Origin of the sequence: Streptomyces sp. NPDC003023, assembly GCF_042888225.1 — a bacterium.
In the GTDB taxonomy this organism is placed as follows: domain Bacteria; phylum Actinomycetota; class Actinomycetes; order Streptomycetales; family Streptomycetaceae; genus Streptomyces.
Map to the genome: position 1 here is coordinate 838,133 of NZ_JBIAPL010000001.1, position 17,276 is coordinate 855,408.

Below are 17,276 nucleotides of genomic sequence, written 5' to 3' on the forward strand. Positions count from 1 at the left end.
AGGCGCACACGGCCCGACGCGGCCTCCGCCTTTCCCTGCCCGGCCGGTGGGACTCGGGCGTCGCCACGGAGCATCCGAGCGGCCGGTCCTCGAGCTCGCCCACGTACCCTCCCCGCCGAGAGCGGTACGGATGCCGCCGACGAAGATCGCGTCCGCCAACCCCGGTTCGACAGGACCTGGCCGGTCGTCAGGTGCCCTGGCAGGAACCGGACGATGCCCTGGAGACGCAACCGCCGCTCTGGCATGCTCCGCGACGTAAACGGGATGGCAGCCCGCGACCGCTCGGTCTCCGTCGCCCGGCTGTCCTCGCTCCGCAAGGCACCTCGAAGGCGTCGCAGGAGGACGAGAATGTGTGAGCAATGCGGTCCGGCCGGGGCCACGGCCGATGAATCCGAGACGTACCGGTCGGCAGGCCTGTCGCGCAGACGACTGCTGCTCGGCGCCGGCGCCGGTCTTTCCCTGGCACTGACGGCTGCGCCGGGCCTGATGGCGTCGGCGTCCGCCGCCACGCTCAAGGACGGCCGGTGGTGCAATCCGGCTCTGGGCTACTTCCCTTCCGGGGGCTACTACGGTGCCCCGCGCGGCAGTTACCCGCATGCCGGCCAGGACGTCACCAACTCGACCGGCACCGCCGTCTACGCGGCGGCCGCCGGAACCGTGATCCGCCGAGGCACGGGCGTCCTGACCGGGCGAACCGGGTACGGCCTGGTGATCTCGCACGGAAGCGGCCGGTACACCTACTACGGCCATCTCAGCGTGTTCCGGGTCGGGCTGAACGCCACGGTCGCCGCCGGGCAGCGCATCGCCGACATGGGCGCCACCGGCAACGTGACCGGCCCGCACCTCCACTTCGAGATCCACTCCGGGGGCCTGGGCGCCACGACCAACCCCGTCACCTACCTCGCCGCTCGCGGTGTCGACCTGGGCGGCGGCTGGTCCACCATCGACCCGGGCGCGGTCGGCGTGACCGTCAAGGCCGTCCAGTATCTGATGACCAGCCGGGGCTACAGCCTGACGGCCGACGGACAGTACGGTTCCGTTTCCGTCGCCGCGGTCAAGAAGTTCCAGTCGTCCAAGGGGCTCGTGGCCGACGGCCAGGTCGGCCCGAAGACCTGGCCCCACCTCGTCTTCTCGCTCCGCACGGGCCACTCGGGGTCGCATGTCCGGGGTCTGCAGACGATGTTGAACAAGCACAGTGCCGGTCTGGCCGTCGACGGCGACTTCGGCTCGGTGACCGACTCCGCCGTCCGGGGCTACCAGCGTGCCAACCGGCTCTATGTGGACGGCGTGGCCGGGCCGACGACCTGGCGGGCCCTCGTCGGCTGACCCTGCGGCACGGAGGGGACCGGAGGGCGGCCGGTCACCCTCGTACGCCTGCCCCGGGAACCATCGTGCCTCGCGCGGGCGCCCGGGGCAGGCGGACCGCCCCGCCCGCCCGGGGCAGGCGGGCCGCCCCGCGAGCCCCTCCGCTGTTCCGCCCCACCCGCTACGACAAGCGGGCCTACGTCTTCCACGGCACCGTCACCACCGCGGCTGTCCGGCTACGGCTCCGGGGCTGAGCCAGCCTGCAGTCTCAGTCCCCAAGGAACCACAGGTACAGGCCCTGTCCGTCGAGAACCACCTGACCCAGCTCGATCAATTCGTGCGCGAACGCAGCAGGCAGCACACCTGCGGGCAACCGCGGTACCTCCATCAACAGGGTGGACACCTGCCGGTGGTTGAAAACGGTGTCCGCGTACGGCAGCAGGTGTCCCAGCATGGGAAACACTGACTGATCAAGACCAGCCAGCTCAGGACCCCAGACCACACCGTGCTCCGCGCGAGCCTCGATCCTGCCGTTCTCGCCTCGGACCTGGAGGGTGAATCACGGTCAGACCCTACGGCCTCATGATCCGCCGAGGTGGCTTGCGCGGTGAGCCGGATTCGTGGCATGACGGTCCATCCCTCATCGTGGCGGCACAGTCCCCCGGCCGCCGACTGATGTGCGCGTGTGATTGCGGAGCGTCTGTCGCCGGACTCCGAGTCCCCACCGGAAAACGACCGATGGTCACGCACGACGAGCGTACGGAAATGCCTTGGTGCCGGCGTCTTCGGCTCTGCTAGCGTCACCGCATGATCACGCACTCGTTCCCGATGATGCCCCGCCGACGGGGCTGCTGAGACGGACGTGTGACGTGCCGAGGCCCCGAGGACGGGGCCTCTTTCGCGTGTACAGGCAGGAGCCCCGCCTCGGTAGAGGAGGAGATCCCCATGACCGATACGCGTACCTACGTCACCACCACCATCCCGTACGTCAACGCCCGGCCCCACCTGGGCTTCGCCCTGGAGCTGGTCCAGGCCGACGTACTCGCCCGTCACCGCCGCCAGGCCGGTGACCAGGTTCGGTTTCTCACCGGTACGGACGACAACTCCCTCAAGAACGTCCTCGCGGCGGAGGCGGCGGGCGTGGGGGTCCAGGAGCTGGTCGACCGCAACGCGGCGGCCTTCGCCGGGCTGCGCGACCCCCTGGCCCTGTCGTTCGACGACTTCATCCGCACCAGCAGCGATCCCCGCCACCGGGCCGGGGTGGAGCGGCTGTGGCAGCGGTGCGCCGACGCCGGCGACCTGTACCGCAAGCACTACGAAGGGCTCTACTGCGTCGGCTGCGAGCAGTTCTGCACCCCGGCCGACCTCGTCGACGGCCGCTGCGCGGAACACGGCACGGAACCCCAACTCGTGGCGGAGGAGAACTGGTTCTTCCGGCTCTCCCGGTACGCCGACACCCTGCGGGAACTGATCGCCGCCAACCGGCTCCGGATCGAACCCGCAGCCCGCCGCAACGAGGTCCTCGCCCTGATCGACGGCGGTCTGCACGACTTCTCGGTCTCCCGCTCCCAGCGCCGCGCCCGCGGCTGGGGCATCCCCGTCCCCGGCGATCCGGACCAGGTCGTCTACGTGTGGTGGGACGCGCTCGGCAACTACGTGACCAGCCTCGGCTACGGCACCGACGACGCCGCCTTCGGCCAGTGGTGGGCGCACAGCGGCCGACGCGTACACCTCGCCGGCAAGGGCGTGGTCCGGTTCCACGCCGTCTACTGGCCGGCCATGCTGCTCTCCGCCGGGCTGCCGCTGCCCACCGACATCCTGGTCCACGACTACCTCACGGTCGACGGCCGCAAGATCAGCAAGTCCGCCGGTCCGACCGTCGATCCCGCCGATCTGGTCGCCGACGTCGGCACGGACGCCGTCCGCTGGTGGCTGCTGCGCGACGTACCACGCGTCGGTGACGCCGACTTCACCCGCGACCGGCTCGTGGCCCGCGCCGACAGTGATCTCGCGGGCGGTCTGGGCAACCTGGTCAACCGCGTTGTCACCATGGTTCACCGCTACCGTGCCGGCCGGCTGCCCGCACCGCCCGTCACCGAGCCCGGCGCAGAGCGCGGCTCAGGCCCCGGCACCGAGCCCGGCTGCGAGCGGCTGGCCCGGGCCTGCGCCGACAGCCCGCGAGAGGTCGAGGCGGCCCTCGCCGCCTTCGACTTCCGGCGCGCGGCGGCCGCGGTGTGGACGATCGTCGAGGAGGCCAACCGCTGCATCGACGCCACGAGGCCCTGGGAGTCGGCCAAGGCGGAGAAGGCGGAGAAGGCGGAGAAGGCGGAGGAGGCGGAGAAGGCGGGGGACCGGGCGGCGGGGGACCGGCTGGAGGCGGTTCTCCATGCTCTCCTCGATGCCTGTCTGCACCTCGCCGACCGGCTGACGCCGTTCCTCCCGGGCACCGCGGCCCGTATCGCCGCACAGTGCACGGCCGTCGACGGCGTGCTGCCCGAACCGGCGCCGCTGTTCCGACGGCTCGGCGAACGTCCGGCGAAGGCCGCCGACTCATCCGCCAACGCCACGCCCGCGCAAAGGAGTTGAGACGCGCCGCCGGGTGAGACCGGAATGAGCCATGTGTGAGTTCCGCCCGCCAGCCTTTGCAGCGATCGGTCACCCGACTGCGAAGGAGCACACAGCATGCGTGAGCAAGCGGCACGTCCGTCGGCAGGTGGGCAGGGGCTGAACCGCCGGGCACTGATCGGAGGGATGGGCGCCGCGGTCGTGGCGGCGCCTTTCGCCGGAGCCTCCGTCGCACGGGCGGCTCAGGCACCGGGGCCCTCGGCGCTGCCCTCGGAGATGGAGGCGCCTCGGACGCTGGCCATGAGGACGTTCAGCCGCATCGACGGCACACCCGTCTACTACTGGCGGGGCGACCGCGGCAACACCGCCCTGCGCAACTGGCAGTGCACCGAGGCGTTCTACGACCGGCTGGTGGTGTGGATACGGGACCTCAGAGACCTGTCGGGGGACGCCGGCGCGGGCAACGTGTCCTTCCTGGTCTCGGCCGGCTTCTACGTCAACAAGCCGGGACAGCACGGCCAGGGCACCGCGATGGACCTCGACCTCGTGAGATGGGCCGGAGGTCGGCAGTCCTCCCCGCTGGACCGTCACCACGCGGCCGGCGACCGGACTCTGCGCCGCCGCTATCTGGCGGTGGACGCGGTGTGCCGCAGACGGTTCAGGTACGTGCTCGACGGCTGGTACAACTCGGCCCACGCCGACCACATCCACGCCGACTTCGGCGGGCTGCCGACGGTGTGCGAGAAGGGCTCGAGCAGCGACACCGTGTTCGTCCAGGCGATGTGCAACAACTTCATGGGGTCCGGGCTGGCCGTCGACGGCGCCTGGGGTCCGCTCACCCAGACCGCGTTCGACCGTGCCAGATCCCGGCTCAACATCACCGGCAACCCGCACACCGACTACAGCGTCTGGCGGACCATGATGGCCCGGGTGGCGCGCCACGGCTTCGCCGATCAGGCGTTCTGACCCGAAGGGGCGGACCGTCCCGAGGACTCCGCCCGCCCCGAGGACTCCACCTGGCCCGAGGACTGCGCCCGCCCCGAGGACTGCGCCCGCCTCGAGGACTCCACCCGCCCCGAGGACTCCGCGCCGCCCGGAGGTTCCGTCCGGCCCGAGTGTTCGGTCCGGACTGAAGACTCCGTGCGCACGGGGGCCAGCAGCGCGCGGACGTGTCCGGGGAGGCGCAGGCTCGCGTCCGTCAGCGATAGAGCCGCGAGCGTGCGCCGGTACGCGCCCTCGTACGCGGCTGCTGCCGGTTCCCCGGACAGCCGCAGGGCGGCAGCGAGGCGTGCCTCGACGCGGGCCGTCTCCACCGGTGCGCCCATCGGCCGGCAGGCGTCGAGGGCTTGGATCAGCCGGCGCTCCGCGACAGCCGGAACGCCCAGGCCGAGGGCCGCGTCGCCGAGGGCGCGCAGGACGTGCACGGCACCGAGCTTCTCGTGGTGTGTCTCGAGCTCGGTCAACGCGGCGTGCAGACGGTCGTTCGCCGGCTGCCAGTCACGGCGGGCGATGTCGACGAGGCCGCGGAGCCGCTCCACGTGGGCGGCTCCCACTTCGTCGCCGATGGCGGCGACGATCGACTGCGCCTCCGCCAGCAGTTCCAGTGCCCGCCCGCCCTCGGCGTCGTCCACCAGTGCTTCGGCGAAGCGCAGCAGGATGACGACTCTGGTGCGGTCCTTCGCCGGGTGGTGGGCCAGCGCGTGGCGGTAGTGGCCGGCCGCCTCCGCGGGCCGTCCCAGGTCGGCGAGGACGTTGGCCAGTCCCGTGTGCGCGTACGTCAGACTCCGCTCCGGCTGGTGCTGCCGCACGGCGTGGGCGAGGGAGCGCCGGTACAGCACGGCGGCGTCCGGCAGTCGGCCGCGCAGCGCGGTCGCCTTCGCCACCTGCCAGGTGGCGTCCGCGACGATGTCCGGGTCGCCGACCCGGACGGCGACCGCGAGGGCGTGCGTCGCCGCCTCGTCGAGTTCGGCGTAACGATCCTGCTGGTACGTCGCCCAGCACAGCGCGAAGTACAACCGTGCCAGCCTGCGATCGGGTGCGGCCCCGCCCTGCCAGCACGCGATGGCCGCGCGGAGCACAGCCAGCCGTTCGGCTTCGTCGTAGCGGATGACGAGATAACCGTCGAGCTGGAGGGCGAGGTCGCCGGCGACCGGGGCGCTGCCCAGCCGGCCCGCCAGGTGTACCGCGGCGATCAGGTTCAGGCGCTCCGCGGTGAACCAGTCGAGGGGACGCTCCCGGACGAGCGACACCACGGCCGTCGGCGCTTCGCCGTCATGCCGCACCGGGTCCAGGGCGCCCCCGTGGCCGAGGCGGCCGGCCGCCTCGGCAGCCAGGGCGCGCCAGGTCCGCAGCACCCGGCCGAGCGCGGCGTCCCGGTCACCGGGCTCGTCCTCGGCCGTGACCCGCTCGTGGGCGAAATCGTGGACCAGGTCGTGCAGGCGGTACCGCGGCTGGCCGGCCCGGTCGACGCCGACCGCCTCCAGCAGATTCCGTTCCACCAGGAAGTCGGCGTGCCGGTCGTCGGCGGTGTCCGCGCCGGCCAGCGCCCCTACGACCCAGCCGGGCACGCTTCGCGGCTCGAGCAGACCCAGCCTGCGCAGCGCACACCGGAACTCGGCCGGCAGCGCACGGTAACTGAGCGTGATGCCGGTGCGGACGTCGAGGTCGCCGGCTGTCAGCAGGTCCAGGCGTTCACGCTGCCGCGCCAGCCGGTCCCGGAACCCGCCGATCGTCCAGTCGGGACGCGAGGACAGCCTCGCGCCGGCGATGCGCAGAGCCAGCGGCAGGGAGCCGCACAGCCGTGCCACATCCGCCGTGGCGGCCGGCTCGGCGCCCGTGCGGTCTTCGCCGACGAGGCGTGTGAGCAGCCGGTGGGCGGCCGCCGGATCGAGCGTCGACACCTCGAATCCGTGTCCGCCGAGGCCCGTCAGCCGGTTGCGGGAGGTCACCAGCACCGCGCAGCCCTGGGTTCCTGGCAGCAGAGGGCGCAACTGCTTCTCGTCGGCGGCGTCGTCGAGGACGAGCAGCAGACGGCGGCCGGCCGTCCGGCTGCGGAACTCGGCGACGCGCTCTTCCGGGTCGGCGGGCACCTCCCTGCCGTCCACGCCCAGAGCGCGCAGGAAGCGGCCCAGCGTGCGGTGCGGCTCGGCCGGCCGCTCCCGCAGGCCGTGCAGGTCGGCATAGAGCTGTCCGTCCGGGAACTCGTCGGCGAGCGAGTGGGCGACGTGCAGGGCGAGCGCCGACTTGCCCACTCCGCCCGGCCCGGTCAGCGCGACGACCGGCACCACACCCGCGCGCTCGAGCAGCGCCGCCCGTACCCCGGCCGTCTCTCTCGCGCGGCCGAGGAGCGGCTCGGTCTGCGGCGGCAGTTGGCGTGGTACGGGACCGGGCCGGTGGGCCTGTGCCGCGAGCCCGGTCTGTGGCGGCAGCCGGTGTGGTACGGGACCGGAGCGGCCGGTTTGAGGCGGGGGCCCGGTCCGCGGCGGCGGACGGTGCGGCGCGGGACCGGAGTGGCGGGGCCCCGCCGCGGTCGTGGTGGCGGGGCGTGCCTCTGACGTGCTGCCGAGGATCCGCCGGTGGACGTCCTGCAGTTCCGGCCCCGGGGTGACCCCCAGATCGTCGCGCAGACGGCGGTACGCCCGCCGGTAGTCGGCCATCGCGTCCGCCTGCCGGCCCAGCGCGGCGTGGGCGAGCATCTGCCTGCCGTACAGGTCCTCGCGGTGCGGATGGCTCGCCAGCCAGGGTCCCGTCTCCGCCAGCACCTGCTCGTACCGTCCCAGGGCCAGGCGCGCGTCGAGGAGGGTGACGACGGCCCGCAGCCGCTCCTCGTCCAGTGCGCGGCGGGCGGCATCCGCGAACGGCTCCCGGCAGCCGGTGAGAGCGGTGCCCCGCCAGTGGGCGAGCGCGGCGGTCAACTCCTTCTCCGCCCGGTCATGACGGCCGCCCACGGAGAACTCGCGGCCCAGGGCCACCCCCGCCCGGAAGTCCCGCAGATCGCTGGTGCAGCCCTCGGGCCGCAGCAGGTATCCGCCGTCGACCGAGACCAGCGTGTCCTGCCGAGGCGCTGCGGGGGCCGGTGCCGCCCCGGAGCGGGCCGCGCCTTCCGGCACGGCGTCGCGCATGCGCCGCCGCAGGTCGCTGACCAGGTTGTACACCTGGGCGCGCGCGGAACCGGGCGGATCCTCCCACAGCAGGTCCACGATGCGGTCGTGCGCGAGGGGACGGCCGGAGTCGAGCGTCAGCAGGGCGAGCAGCGACCGGCCCCGCCCCGGCCGGGGGCCCAACCGCACTCCGTCGTGCCGGAGCTCCACCGGCCCCAGGATTCCGATCCACATCGGCGCCATCCTGCGCACGACGGTCCGTACGGTCAACACCCCTCGTATGAACGGAAGTTCACGGGGCCGGGCCACGGAGGTGTCCCGTGGCGGGTCACCTCGGCCGCGCCGACCCGCCGGGCCCGCACGGCGCGGACGACGACGGACGGCAGGCACCGCGGACGCGGCGTACCGAGTACGGCCCGGTGGACGGTGCCGCCGTGACCGGTCGGCTACGGCCCGGTGGACGGTGCCGCCGGTCAGCGACGGCGCGGTGGGCGCCACCGCCGCGACCGGTCAGCCGCGGCGGTACCGTCGCCCCATGTACTCGACGCGGACGTCAGGACATGTGAACGCGCCGCGTGCCGCCGTCCACCGGGCGCTGCTCGACGCGGACGCGGTCGCGCGATGGCGGGTGCCGGACGGGATGAGTGGGGTGGTGCACGAATTCGACGCGCGCCAGGGGGGGCCGGTTCCGCGTGTCCCTCACGTACGACGCGCCCGCCGGCATCGGCAAGTCGGCGGCGCACACCGACACGTACCACGGCACCTTCGCGGAGATCGTCCCCGACGAGCGGGTCGTCGAAGTGCTCGAGTTCGAGACCCGCGACCCCTCGCTGACCGGTGTCATGACGATCACGACCACGCTCACCGAGGCGGAGGGCGGCGGCACCGATGTGCTCGTCGTGCACGACGGGATCCCCGATGCGGTGCCCGCGGCCGACAACGAGACGGGAACCCGTATGGCGCTGGACAACCTCGCCCGACTCGTGGAGGCGGACCGGCGTCAGTGATGAGACGCTGAAACGATGAACCGGCCTGGGCAGGCTGCGGGCACATGGAACGCGGCGAGCGCCTGGCGGGCATGGGAGGCGACGGAGGGCGCGGACCTCCGGGGCCCGCTCGATGTCGCCGTCGCCGCCGCGGTGGTGCTCGACGCCCGGGACACGGTCGTCGGCTGGAGCCCGGCCGCCGAGAAACTGCTCGGACACACGGCCGCCGAGGTCGTGGGACAGCCCGTCGACGTCTTCCTGGGCGGTCCTCCGGCCGGGACCCTGCCCCAGGGCGCGCCCACCCAGCACCTCCACAGGCACGAGACGCGTCTCGCGCGCCACCGGGACGGCCGCAGCGTTCCCGTAGAGGCGTCCGTGTGCGACCTGGCCGCCGGCGGCAGCGCGGCGCGGATCCTCGTCCTCGCGGAGTCCGAACGGCTGCGGCTGTGGGAGTCCCGGCTCGCGATGCTCGACGGACTGGCCACCCAGTCACCGATCGGGCTGGCCATCTACGACACGGACCTGCGGCTGACCTGGGCGAACGCCGCATCGGGCCAGGAGATCGGGCGACCGTTCGCACAGTACCGGGGGATGCGCGCCGATGAGCTGTATCCCGACGGGGTGCTGGTGACGAAGGGGTGCCCGCGGACCCTGGACGGTGTCATGCGCCAGGTCATCGACACCGGGGAGCCCGTACTCGACGTGCACTTCCTGGGCCAGATGCCCAGCGACCCGGGCAAGGACCACCTGTGGTCGTGCTCGTACTACCGGCTGCAGGACGCCAACGGCCGGGTTCTGGGCGTGTGCGAGGACGCGTTCGACATCACCGATCGCCACGAGGCGCAGAACCGGCTCGCCCTGCTGGTGGAGGCGGGGCGGAGCGTGGGCACCACCCTGGACGCCACTGTCACCGCCCAGGAGATCGCGGACGTGGCGGTACCGGACTTCGCCTCCGTCGTCGAGGTCGACCTGGCGCCGTGGGTCCTGGAGGGCGGGGAGCCGGCGGACGGCCGCGCGCAGCGGGTCGGCATCCTCAGGGTCACGGGAGCCACCGGCGGCGCGGCACCCCGTGCCGTCGAGTACCCGCCCGGCTCCCCGCAACTTCGCAGCCTGTCCTCCGGCGGCCGGGTACTCGTCGAGAACGTGCTGGTCGTGCCGGTGCGCGTCGGCGGCGAGGTTCTCGGCATCGTCACCTTCACCCGGTCCGGGCCGGCGGCCGTGTTCGACAACGGCGAGGTCGCGCTCGCCGACGAACTGGTGGCCCGTGCCGCGGTGTGCATCGACAACGCCCGCCGCTACACCCGCGAGCACGCCTCGGCCCTCACCCTCCAGCGCGAGCTGCTGCCCCAGTACCTGCCGCCCCGCTCGGCGGTGGAAGTCGCCCACCGGTACCTGCCCACGGACGACGTCACGGGGGTGGGCGGAGACTGGTTCGACGTCATTCCGCTCTCCAGCGCCAGGGTCGGGCTCGTTGTCGGGGACGTGGTCGGTCACGGGCTGCCGGCCGCGGCCACGATGGGCCGGCTGCGTACCACCGTGGAGGCACTCGCCCAGCTGGACATGGCGCCGGACGAACTGCTGACGCGGCTCGACGACTTGGTGGGCCCGGCACCGGACGCACCGGCGAAGACAGGGGAGGAGGCCAGAGAGGCCAGAGAGGCCAGAGAGGCCAGAGAGGCCAGAGAGGCCAGAGAGGCCAGAGAGGCCGGCGGGGCCGGCGGGGCCGCGGAGGCCAGGGGGGCCGCGGAGACAGAGGAGAGCGCGGAGACCGGGCCCCGCGGTCCGGGGCAGGGGCCGGGTGCGGGCACGGAAGGAGTCGTGGGACCGCATCCCGACGTGACCACGGGGGCCACCTGCCTCTACGCGGTCTACGACCCGGTTTCCGGGCGCTGCACGATGGCGCGGGCCGGGCATCTGCCGCCGGCCGTGGTGAGGCCGGACGGCTCCTTCTCCTTCCTCGAACTGCCGGCCGGGCCGCCGCTCGGCCTGGGCGGCCTTCCGTTCGAGGCGATCGACCTGGAGCTGCCCGCGGGCAGCCTGCTCGCGCTCTTCACCGACGGTCTGGTCGAGGCCCGCGACCGCGACATCGGCCAGGGGCTCGACACGCTCGGGCGTGTCCTCACCGAGCATCGGAACCTACCGCTGGAGGAGCTGTGCGACCGGGTGCTGGCGGCGCTGCTGCCGGGCGGCGCGACCGCGGACGACACCGCTCTGCTCCTCGTACGCACGCGTGAGCTGGGCGCCGGGCGCGTCGCGGAGTGGGAACTGGCGGCGGAAGCGGTCGCGGCGAGCCGGGCACGGGAACTCGTCACCGCGCAGCTCGGTGCCTGGGGTCTCGAAGAGCTGGCGTTCGAGACCGAACTGGTCGTCAGCGAGCTGGTCACCAACGCGGTCCGGTACGCGGAGGGGCCCCTGCATCTGCGCCTGATCCGTGACCGGACACTGCTGTGCGAGGTGGCGGACACGGGCCACACCTCGCCGAACCTGCGGCGCAGCACGGCCGAGGACGAGGGCGGCCGGGGCCTGTTCATCGTCGCCCAGCTCGTCCAGCGGTGGGGTACGCGCTACACCCGGTCCGGCAAGACGATCTGGACCGAGCAGGCCTTCCCGGACGGCGGCGACCGGACCCCGGCCGGCCGTTGAGACAGGGCCCGCCGACGGGCCCCGCCCAGGACGGTGTTGTGCCGCCGGGGCGCCGGCAGGTTGGAGCCCCGCCGTTCGGCCCTGGCGGAGACGCTCGGGCTGCTCGGCGACACGGAGGCGAACACCGCGTCCAAGACACTGGACCACTGCCTGTGGCGGCTCGAGTGTCTGGCGCGGGGCGTGACCACGGAGGTGGAGCAGAACTGGGCACAGTCGTACCAGGAGTTCCGCGAGGCGCGCAGTCGCTATGTCGCGCATGCCCGGGCCGGCCTCGGCGTGTCGGGGGCAGTCGCCCGTGAAGTCGTCCGGCCGGCCGCATGGCGTCCTGTGTCGCGGTCGTCGTCCTCGGAGCGACGAGTGTCGAGTGGCGATTGACGGGTGGCGGTTGGCGAATGATGAGCGGGTCGGGGCGGGGCGGGAGCCCGGCCCGGCCCGAGCTCGTCACTTCCCGCTGTCCTCGGCGATGGTGTGGGCCACGAGGGCGTTGGCGTGGCCGTGCCCGAGGCCGTGATCGGTCTTGAGCCATGCGACCAGCTCCATGTGCTTGGTCAGGGGAGAGGAGCGGATCAGCTCCTTCCACTCCGTGATCGGGCGGCCGTACTTCTTCTCGATCGACGGAAAGTAGCTCGCGGGGCCCTTCACGGTTTCGGTCATGCCGGCGGTGTCCCATCAGTAGTAGCTCGGTGATCAGCGTGTGCTGACGTGGTGCAGACCGGCGGCGGAGCGAGAACTCATCGGTCGGGACGGCGCCGCGCGCAGCACACCGCCCCCGGTGCTGTGCGGTACCGGGGGCGGTGATGGGGCGGGGTGGGGCGTGACGCCCGTCAGCCGACGAGCTGTTCGTACGCGGGGAGGGTGAGGAAGTCCTCGTAGTTCTCGTCGAGAGCCACCTTCAGCAGCAGGTCGTGGGCCTGCTGCCAGTTGCCGGCCGTGAAGGCGTCCTCGCCGATCTCCTCGCGGATCGCGGCCAGTTCCTCGGCCGCGACCTTCCTGGCGAGCTCCGGGGTGGCCCGTTCGCCGTTCTCGAAGACGACGCCCGCGTTGATCCACTGCCAGATCTGGGAACGGGAGATCTCGGCCGTGGCCGCGTCCTCCATCAGGTTGAAGATGGCGACCGCGCCGAGTCCGCGCAGCCACGCCTCGATGTAACGGGTGCCGACCTGGACCGCGTTGCGCAGGCCGTCGTACGTCGGCCGGGCGTCGAGCGAGTCGATGGCGATCAGGTCACCGGGCGCCACGGAGACGTCCTCGCGAAGCCGGTCCTTCTGGTTCGGCTTCTCGCCGAGGACCGCGTCGAAGGACGCCATCGCGATAGGGACCAGGTCCGGGTGGGCGACCCAGGAGCCGTCGAACCCGTCGCCTGCCTCGCGGTCCTTGTCGGCCTTGACCTTCTCGAAGGCGACCTTGTTCACCTCGGCGTCGCGACGGGAGGGGATGAACGCGGCCATGCCGCCGATGGCGTGCGCCCCGCGCTTGTGGCAGGTGCGCACCAGCAGTTCGGTGTAGGCGCGCATGAAGGGGGCCGTCATCGTCACGGCGTTGCGGTCCGGGAGGACGAACTTCTCGCCGCCGTCACGGAAGTTCTTGACGATGGAGAACAGGTAGTCCCAGCGGCCGGCGTTCAGGCCGGAGGCGTGGTCCCGCAGTTCGTAGAGGATCTCCTCCATCTCGTACGCGGCGGTGATCGTCTCGATCAGCACGGTCGCGCGGACCGAGCCCTGCGGGACGCCCATGTACTCCTGGGCGAAGACGAAGATGTCGTTCCACAGCCGGGCCTCGAGGTGCGACTCCGTCTTGGGCAGATAGAAGTACGGGCCCTTGCCGAGGTCCAGCAGCCGCTTGGCGTTGTGGAAGAAGTAGAGACCGAAGTCGACGAGCGCACCGGGGACGGGGGTGCCGTCGAGCTGGAGGTGGCGTTCGGCGAGGTGCCAGCCGCGGGGGCGCATCACGACCGTCGCGAGTTCGCCGGCGGGCTTCAGGGCGTACGACTTGCCGGACTTCGGGTCGGCGAAGTCGATCCGGCGTTCGTAGGCGTCGATGAGATTCAGCTGGCCGAGGACGACGTTCTCCCAGGTGGGGGCGGACGCGTCCTCGAAGTCGGCGAGCCAGACCTTCGCGCCCGAGTTGAGGGCGTTGATGGTCATCTTGCGGTCGGTGGGCCCGGTGATCTCCACGCGGCGGTCGTTCAGGGCCGCGGGCGCGGGGGCGACCTTCCAGGAGTCGTCCGCGCGGATCGCGGCGGTCTCCGGGAGGAAGTCCAGCGTGGAGGTACGGGCGATCTCGGCGCGGCGCTCGCCGCGGCGGGCGAGCAGCTCGTCACGGCGCGGGGTGAAGCGCCGGTGCAGCTCGGCCACGAACGTGAGGGCCGCGTCGTTCAGGACCTCATCCTGCCGGGGCAGGGGCTCGGCATCGACGATTGCCAGCGGGGACGGCGCTGGTGCGGACATGAGCTGTCACTTCCTTCGCGAGCTTCACGGGCTGTGTGCTGCGCGGAGACGCCGTGCGGCCGCCGGGTCGCCAAATGACGGCACTGAGTGCCAGGGCTCCGAGATGCGGCCGTGGGCGCCGTCCGAGCTGTCAGGCGCTTCTGAACAGTGGATAGTAGTTATCGCATGGTGGAAGTTCAATGGTTTGTTGATGTCGAGATTCTCCGGGTCGACAGAACGTGGCGCAGCGTGCCACGCCGTTCACCGAATGCTCACGTCCGCCGAGGGCCCACGTTTCGCCGAGCACGGACGCGCGCCGGGCCTCACCGGAGGCGGTGCAGATCGTCGGGTGTGTCGATGTCGTACGCCTCGGCCACGTCGCCGCACTCGACGAGCGTGACGGCGTCGGCGTGCGTCCGCAGATACGCCCGCGCGCCCTGGTCGCCCACCGCGCTCTCGGTGATCGCGGCCCATCGGTCCGCTCCGAAGAGCACCGGGTGTCCGCGCCGGCCCTCGTACGCGGCGGCCACCAGTGACGTACGCGAACGATGGGCGGCGCGTACCCGGGCCACCGCCTCCGCGCCGATTCCGGGCTGGTCCACCAGCAGCACCAGCGCGGCGTCCACCGGACCGAAAGAGCCGGGAGAGCCGGGAGAGCCGGGAGAACCGGGAGAACCGGGAGAGCCGGGAGAACCGGCGGGGCCGGTAGGACCGGGAGTGCCTGGAGTGCTGGTAGGGCCGGAAGCCGGGGGTGAGGCCGGAGGGGTGAGCGACGCCAGGCCCACGCGCAGGGAGGAGCCCATCCCCTCTTCCCACTCCGGGTTGACGCTCACCACGCACCCCGACAGGTCCGCCTCCCGCCGCACCCGGTCCGCCGACGCGCCCAGCACCACATGCACCGGACCGCAGCCGCCCTCGCGCAGGACCCGAACCGCGTACTCGACGAGCGGTCTGCCGTGATGACGCAGCAGCGCCTTCGGCCGGCCGCCCAGACGCCTGCCACCGCCCGCCGCGAGCAACAATCCGGCGACGACCGGTCCTTGGGGTTCCGACGAGATCCGAGACGATGACATGAGGACTCCCTGTCCCAAAAGAGGGCGAATACGCGTGCGGCGCCGGCTCCCGTACTGCGCCGAACGAGGGTTGCTCCGGCGATCCTGCAACCGCCCCCGGGGTGCGGGCCGTCCGACATGGAGAGCCGGGTGACACCTTGGATAAGGTGCACCTTCAATACTGGGCTTCGCCATGGGGGATCAAGAGTCGATGAGTGGCCGCGCACACGAGGGAACGGTCTTCCAGCCGCTGGGTGAGGAAGATCCCAAGCACGTCGCCGGGTACAGGATCGCCGCTCGCCTCGGGGCGGGCGGCATGGGCAAGGTCTACCTTTCCTACACCCCCGGAGGACGCGCGGTCGCGATCAAGGTGATCCGGCCGGACTTCGGCCAGGACGCGGAGTTCCGGCGACGCTTCGCCCAGGAGGTGCAGGCCGCGCAGCGCGTGCAGGGCCTGTTCACCGCGCCGGTGATCGACGCCGACGCCGAGGCCGAGCAGCCCTGGCTGGCCACGGCCTACGTTCCGGGCCCGTCCCTCGCCGACGCGGTCGCCCAGCACGGCAAACTCCCCGTCGAGACAGTGCTGTTGCTGGTCGCCGGTGTCGCGGAGGCGCTGCAGATCATCCACGGCGCCGGAATCGTGCACCGCGACCTCAAGCCCGCCAACGTCCTGCTCGCCGCCGACGGTCCGCGGGTCATCGACTTCGGCATCGCCCGCGCCGCCGACGCCACATCCCTGACCAGCAGTGGCGTCACCATCGGCACCCCGTCCTTCATGGCCCCCGAGCAGGCGGCCGGCAGCCATGTCACCTCCGCCACCGACATCTTCGCCCTCGGCCAGATCGCGGCGTACGCGGCGACCGGCAAGGCCGCGTTCGGCGAAGGCACCTCGCACGGCGTGCTCTACCGGATCGTGCACGAGGAGCCGGACCTCACGGAACTCCCCGAGCAGCTGCGCGAACTGGTCACCCGGTGCATGGTCAAGGAGCCGGAGGGCCGGCCCTCCGTCGCCGACATCCTCTCGATCTGTCAGACGGCCAACGGCGGGACGGTCCTGCGCCGGCCCGAGGAGTGGCTGCCCAGCGTCGTCGCCGCGGAGATCACCACCCGCAAGGCCGCGCCCGCGCCGCCCGCGACTCCGCCCGCCGGGCAGTCGCCGGTCACCGCCGCCCCGGCCCACCCGCCGACCGCACACGCCGCGCACTCGACCCCGCCGCCCGGTTTCGGCCCCGCTCCGCACCAGCCCACCCAGCCGGCGTACCCGCACGCCCAGCCCCCGGTGCACGGACAGCCGACGTACAACCACCCCCAGACCGCGCCGCAGACGCCGACGGGATACGGCTACCCCCAGACCGCCGGGCACCCCCAGACCGCCGGGCACCCGCAGACCATGGGACACCCGCAGCACGGCGGACCCGCGCCGTACGTCACCGGCCCGGTCGCCCCCGCCGCCCCCAAAAAGAAGACGGGGCGCAATCTGGCGATCGCCGTCGTCGCCACGCTGGTGCTGGGTGCGGCCGTCGGCGGCGGTGCCTATCTCGCGATGTCCGGCGACGACAAGGACAAGGACAAGCAGACCCAGGGGCAGGACAAGGGCGACACCGGCAAGTCGAGCGCCACGCCGGACAGTACGCCGTCGGAGAGCGACGGCGGCGACAACGTGGACACGCCGCCGCAGGAGCCGGTGGCGGACCCGCAGCCCGCGACGTACACCGGCCTCGATGTGACGGACGACTACGGAATCAACCTCGGCGACGATCCGATCAAGCCGACCCCGGGCGACACCGGCAGCGTGGACTTCGAGTACGAGCACTTCCTCAGCACCCTCGAGGCGAGGAACGCGAAACTCATCCTGCTGCGCACCGGCCAGCCCGCCGACCTGGCGACCTGCCGCAGCGAGACCCGGTTCGCCACGCAGTTCGAGGTCGAGAACCTGTCGAAGGGCGCGAAGTTCTGCGTGCTGAGCGAGTCGGGGAACGTGGGCCTGGTGACGTTCCAGGGGAAGTCGCCCGCGTCCGACCCCAGCCACTACGTGACCCTCGATGTGACGGTCTGGCGCGGAGCGATCGACTCCGTACAGCCCACAGACTGAATTCTTGTCCTCACGCTGGCGCCTCCACGGTCACATGGCGTTTACTGTCCGGCACCCTGCGGTGGGGTCCTCCACCGCGGTGTGCCGGGCGGGCACAGGGACGGGCG

General features: G+C 72.3%; 11 protein-coding genes and 1 pseudogene. 7 read left to right on the top strand and 5 right to left on the bottom strand.

Features of this window, described 5'->3' with window-relative positions; translation table 11 throughout:
* Window positions 1-459 precede the first annotated feature (459 nt).
* Window positions 460-1,326 (top strand): peptidoglycan-binding protein, encoded by an 867-nt coding sequence (locus ACFYV1_RS03430; RefSeq protein WP_389394559.1) that lies wholly within the window; start codon window positions 460-462, stop codon window positions 1,324-1,326.
* A 247-nt stretch (window positions 1,327-1,573) separates the two neighbouring features.
* Here the strand turns inward: ACFYV1_RS03430 and ACFYV1_RS03435 are convergent, their stop codons facing one another.
* Complete coding sequence (locus tag ACFYV1_RS03435; RefSeq protein ID WP_389393647.1) at window positions 1,574-1,759, bottom strand: hypothetical protein; 186 nt, start codon at window positions 1,757-1,759, stop codon at window positions 1,574-1,576.
* A gap of 491 nt (window positions 1,760-2,250) precedes the next feature.
* Between ACFYV1_RS03435 and ACFYV1_RS03440 the strand changes: the two genes are divergently transcribed.
* Together ACFYV1_RS03440 and ACFYV1_RS03445 are read left to right on the top strand one after the other, a co-directional pair.
* Window positions 2,251-3,891 (top strand): methionine--tRNA ligase, encoded by a 1,641-nt coding sequence (locus ACFYV1_RS03440; protein WP_389393648.1) that lies wholly within the window; start codon window positions 2,251-2,253, stop codon window positions 3,889-3,891.
* Between the two features lie 96 nt (window positions 3,892-3,987).
* Window positions 3,988-4,836 (top strand): extensin family protein, encoded by an 849-nt coding sequence (locus tag ACFYV1_RS03445; RefSeq protein ID WP_389393649.1) that lies wholly within the window; start codon window positions 3,988-3,990, stop codon window positions 4,834-4,836.
* Here the strand turns inward: ACFYV1_RS03445 and ACFYV1_RS03450 are convergent.
* Complete coding sequence (locus ACFYV1_RS03450; protein ID WP_389393650.1) at window positions 4,824-8,204, bottom strand: BTAD domain-containing putative transcriptional regulator; 3,381 nt, start codon at window positions 8,202-8,204, stop codon at window positions 4,824-4,826. The two genes, ACFYV1_RS03445 and ACFYV1_RS03450, sit on opposite strands and share 13 nt — an antisense overlap.
* 301 nt (window positions 8,205-8,505) lie before the next feature.
* On the opposite strand from ACFYV1_RS03450, the pseudogene ACFYV1_RS03455 reads away from it, so the two are divergent.
* From ACFYV1_RS03455 to ACFYV1_RS03465, 3 genes and pseudogenes are all read left to right on the top strand, one after another.
* Window positions 8,506-8,977, top strand: a pseudogene (locus ACFYV1_RS03455) (SRPBCC family protein).
* A gap of 15 nt (window positions 8,978-8,992) precedes the next feature.
* A complete protein-coding gene (locus ACFYV1_RS03460) occupies window positions 8,993-11,599 on the top strand; it encodes a SpoIIE family protein phosphatase (protein WP_389393651.1) in 2,607 nt (868 codons plus the stop codon).
* A 60-nt stretch (window positions 11,600-11,659) separates the two neighbouring features.
* The gene (locus tag ACFYV1_RS03465) at window positions 11,660-11,974 is read left to right on the top strand and encodes a hypothetical protein (protein ID WP_389393652.1); all 315 of its coding nucleotides are present in this window, start codon (window positions 11,660-11,662) and stop codon (window positions 11,972-11,974) included.
* Between the two features lie 66 nt (window positions 11,975-12,040).
* Here the strand turns inward: ACFYV1_RS03465 and ACFYV1_RS03470 are convergent, their stop codons facing one another.
* The 3 genes from ACFYV1_RS03470 to ACFYV1_RS03480 all read right to left on the bottom strand — a co-directional run bounded on the left by ACFYV1_RS03470 (window position 12,041) and on the right by ACFYV1_RS03480 (window position 15,098).
* Complete coding sequence (locus ACFYV1_RS03470) at window positions 12,041-12,253, bottom strand: DUF4287 domain-containing protein (RefSeq protein ID WP_389393653.1); 213 nt, start codon at window positions 12,251-12,253, stop codon at window positions 12,041-12,043.
* 170 nt (window positions 12,254-12,423) lie between these two features.
* Entirely contained in the window at window positions 12,424-14,046 is a 1,623-nt protein-coding gene (gene aceB, locus ACFYV1_RS03475; protein ID WP_389393654.1) for a malate synthase A, read from the bottom strand.
* 302 nt (window positions 14,047-14,348) lie between these two features.
* Window positions 14,349-15,098: an NTP transferase domain-containing protein gene (locus tag ACFYV1_RS03480; protein ID WP_389393655.1), complete on the bottom strand. Its 750-nt coding sequence runs from the start codon at window positions 15,096-15,098 to the stop codon at window positions 14,349-14,351.
* Window positions 15,099-15,288: 190 nt separating this feature from the next.
* Here ACFYV1_RS03480 and ACFYV1_RS03485 point away from each other — a divergent pair, with 190 nt between their 5' ends.
* Entirely contained in the window at window positions 15,289-17,169 is a 1,881-nt protein-coding gene (locus tag ACFYV1_RS03485) for a protein kinase (RefSeq protein ID WP_389393656.1), read from the top strand.
* The last annotated feature ends 107 nt before the right edge of the window (window positions 17,170-17,276 follow it).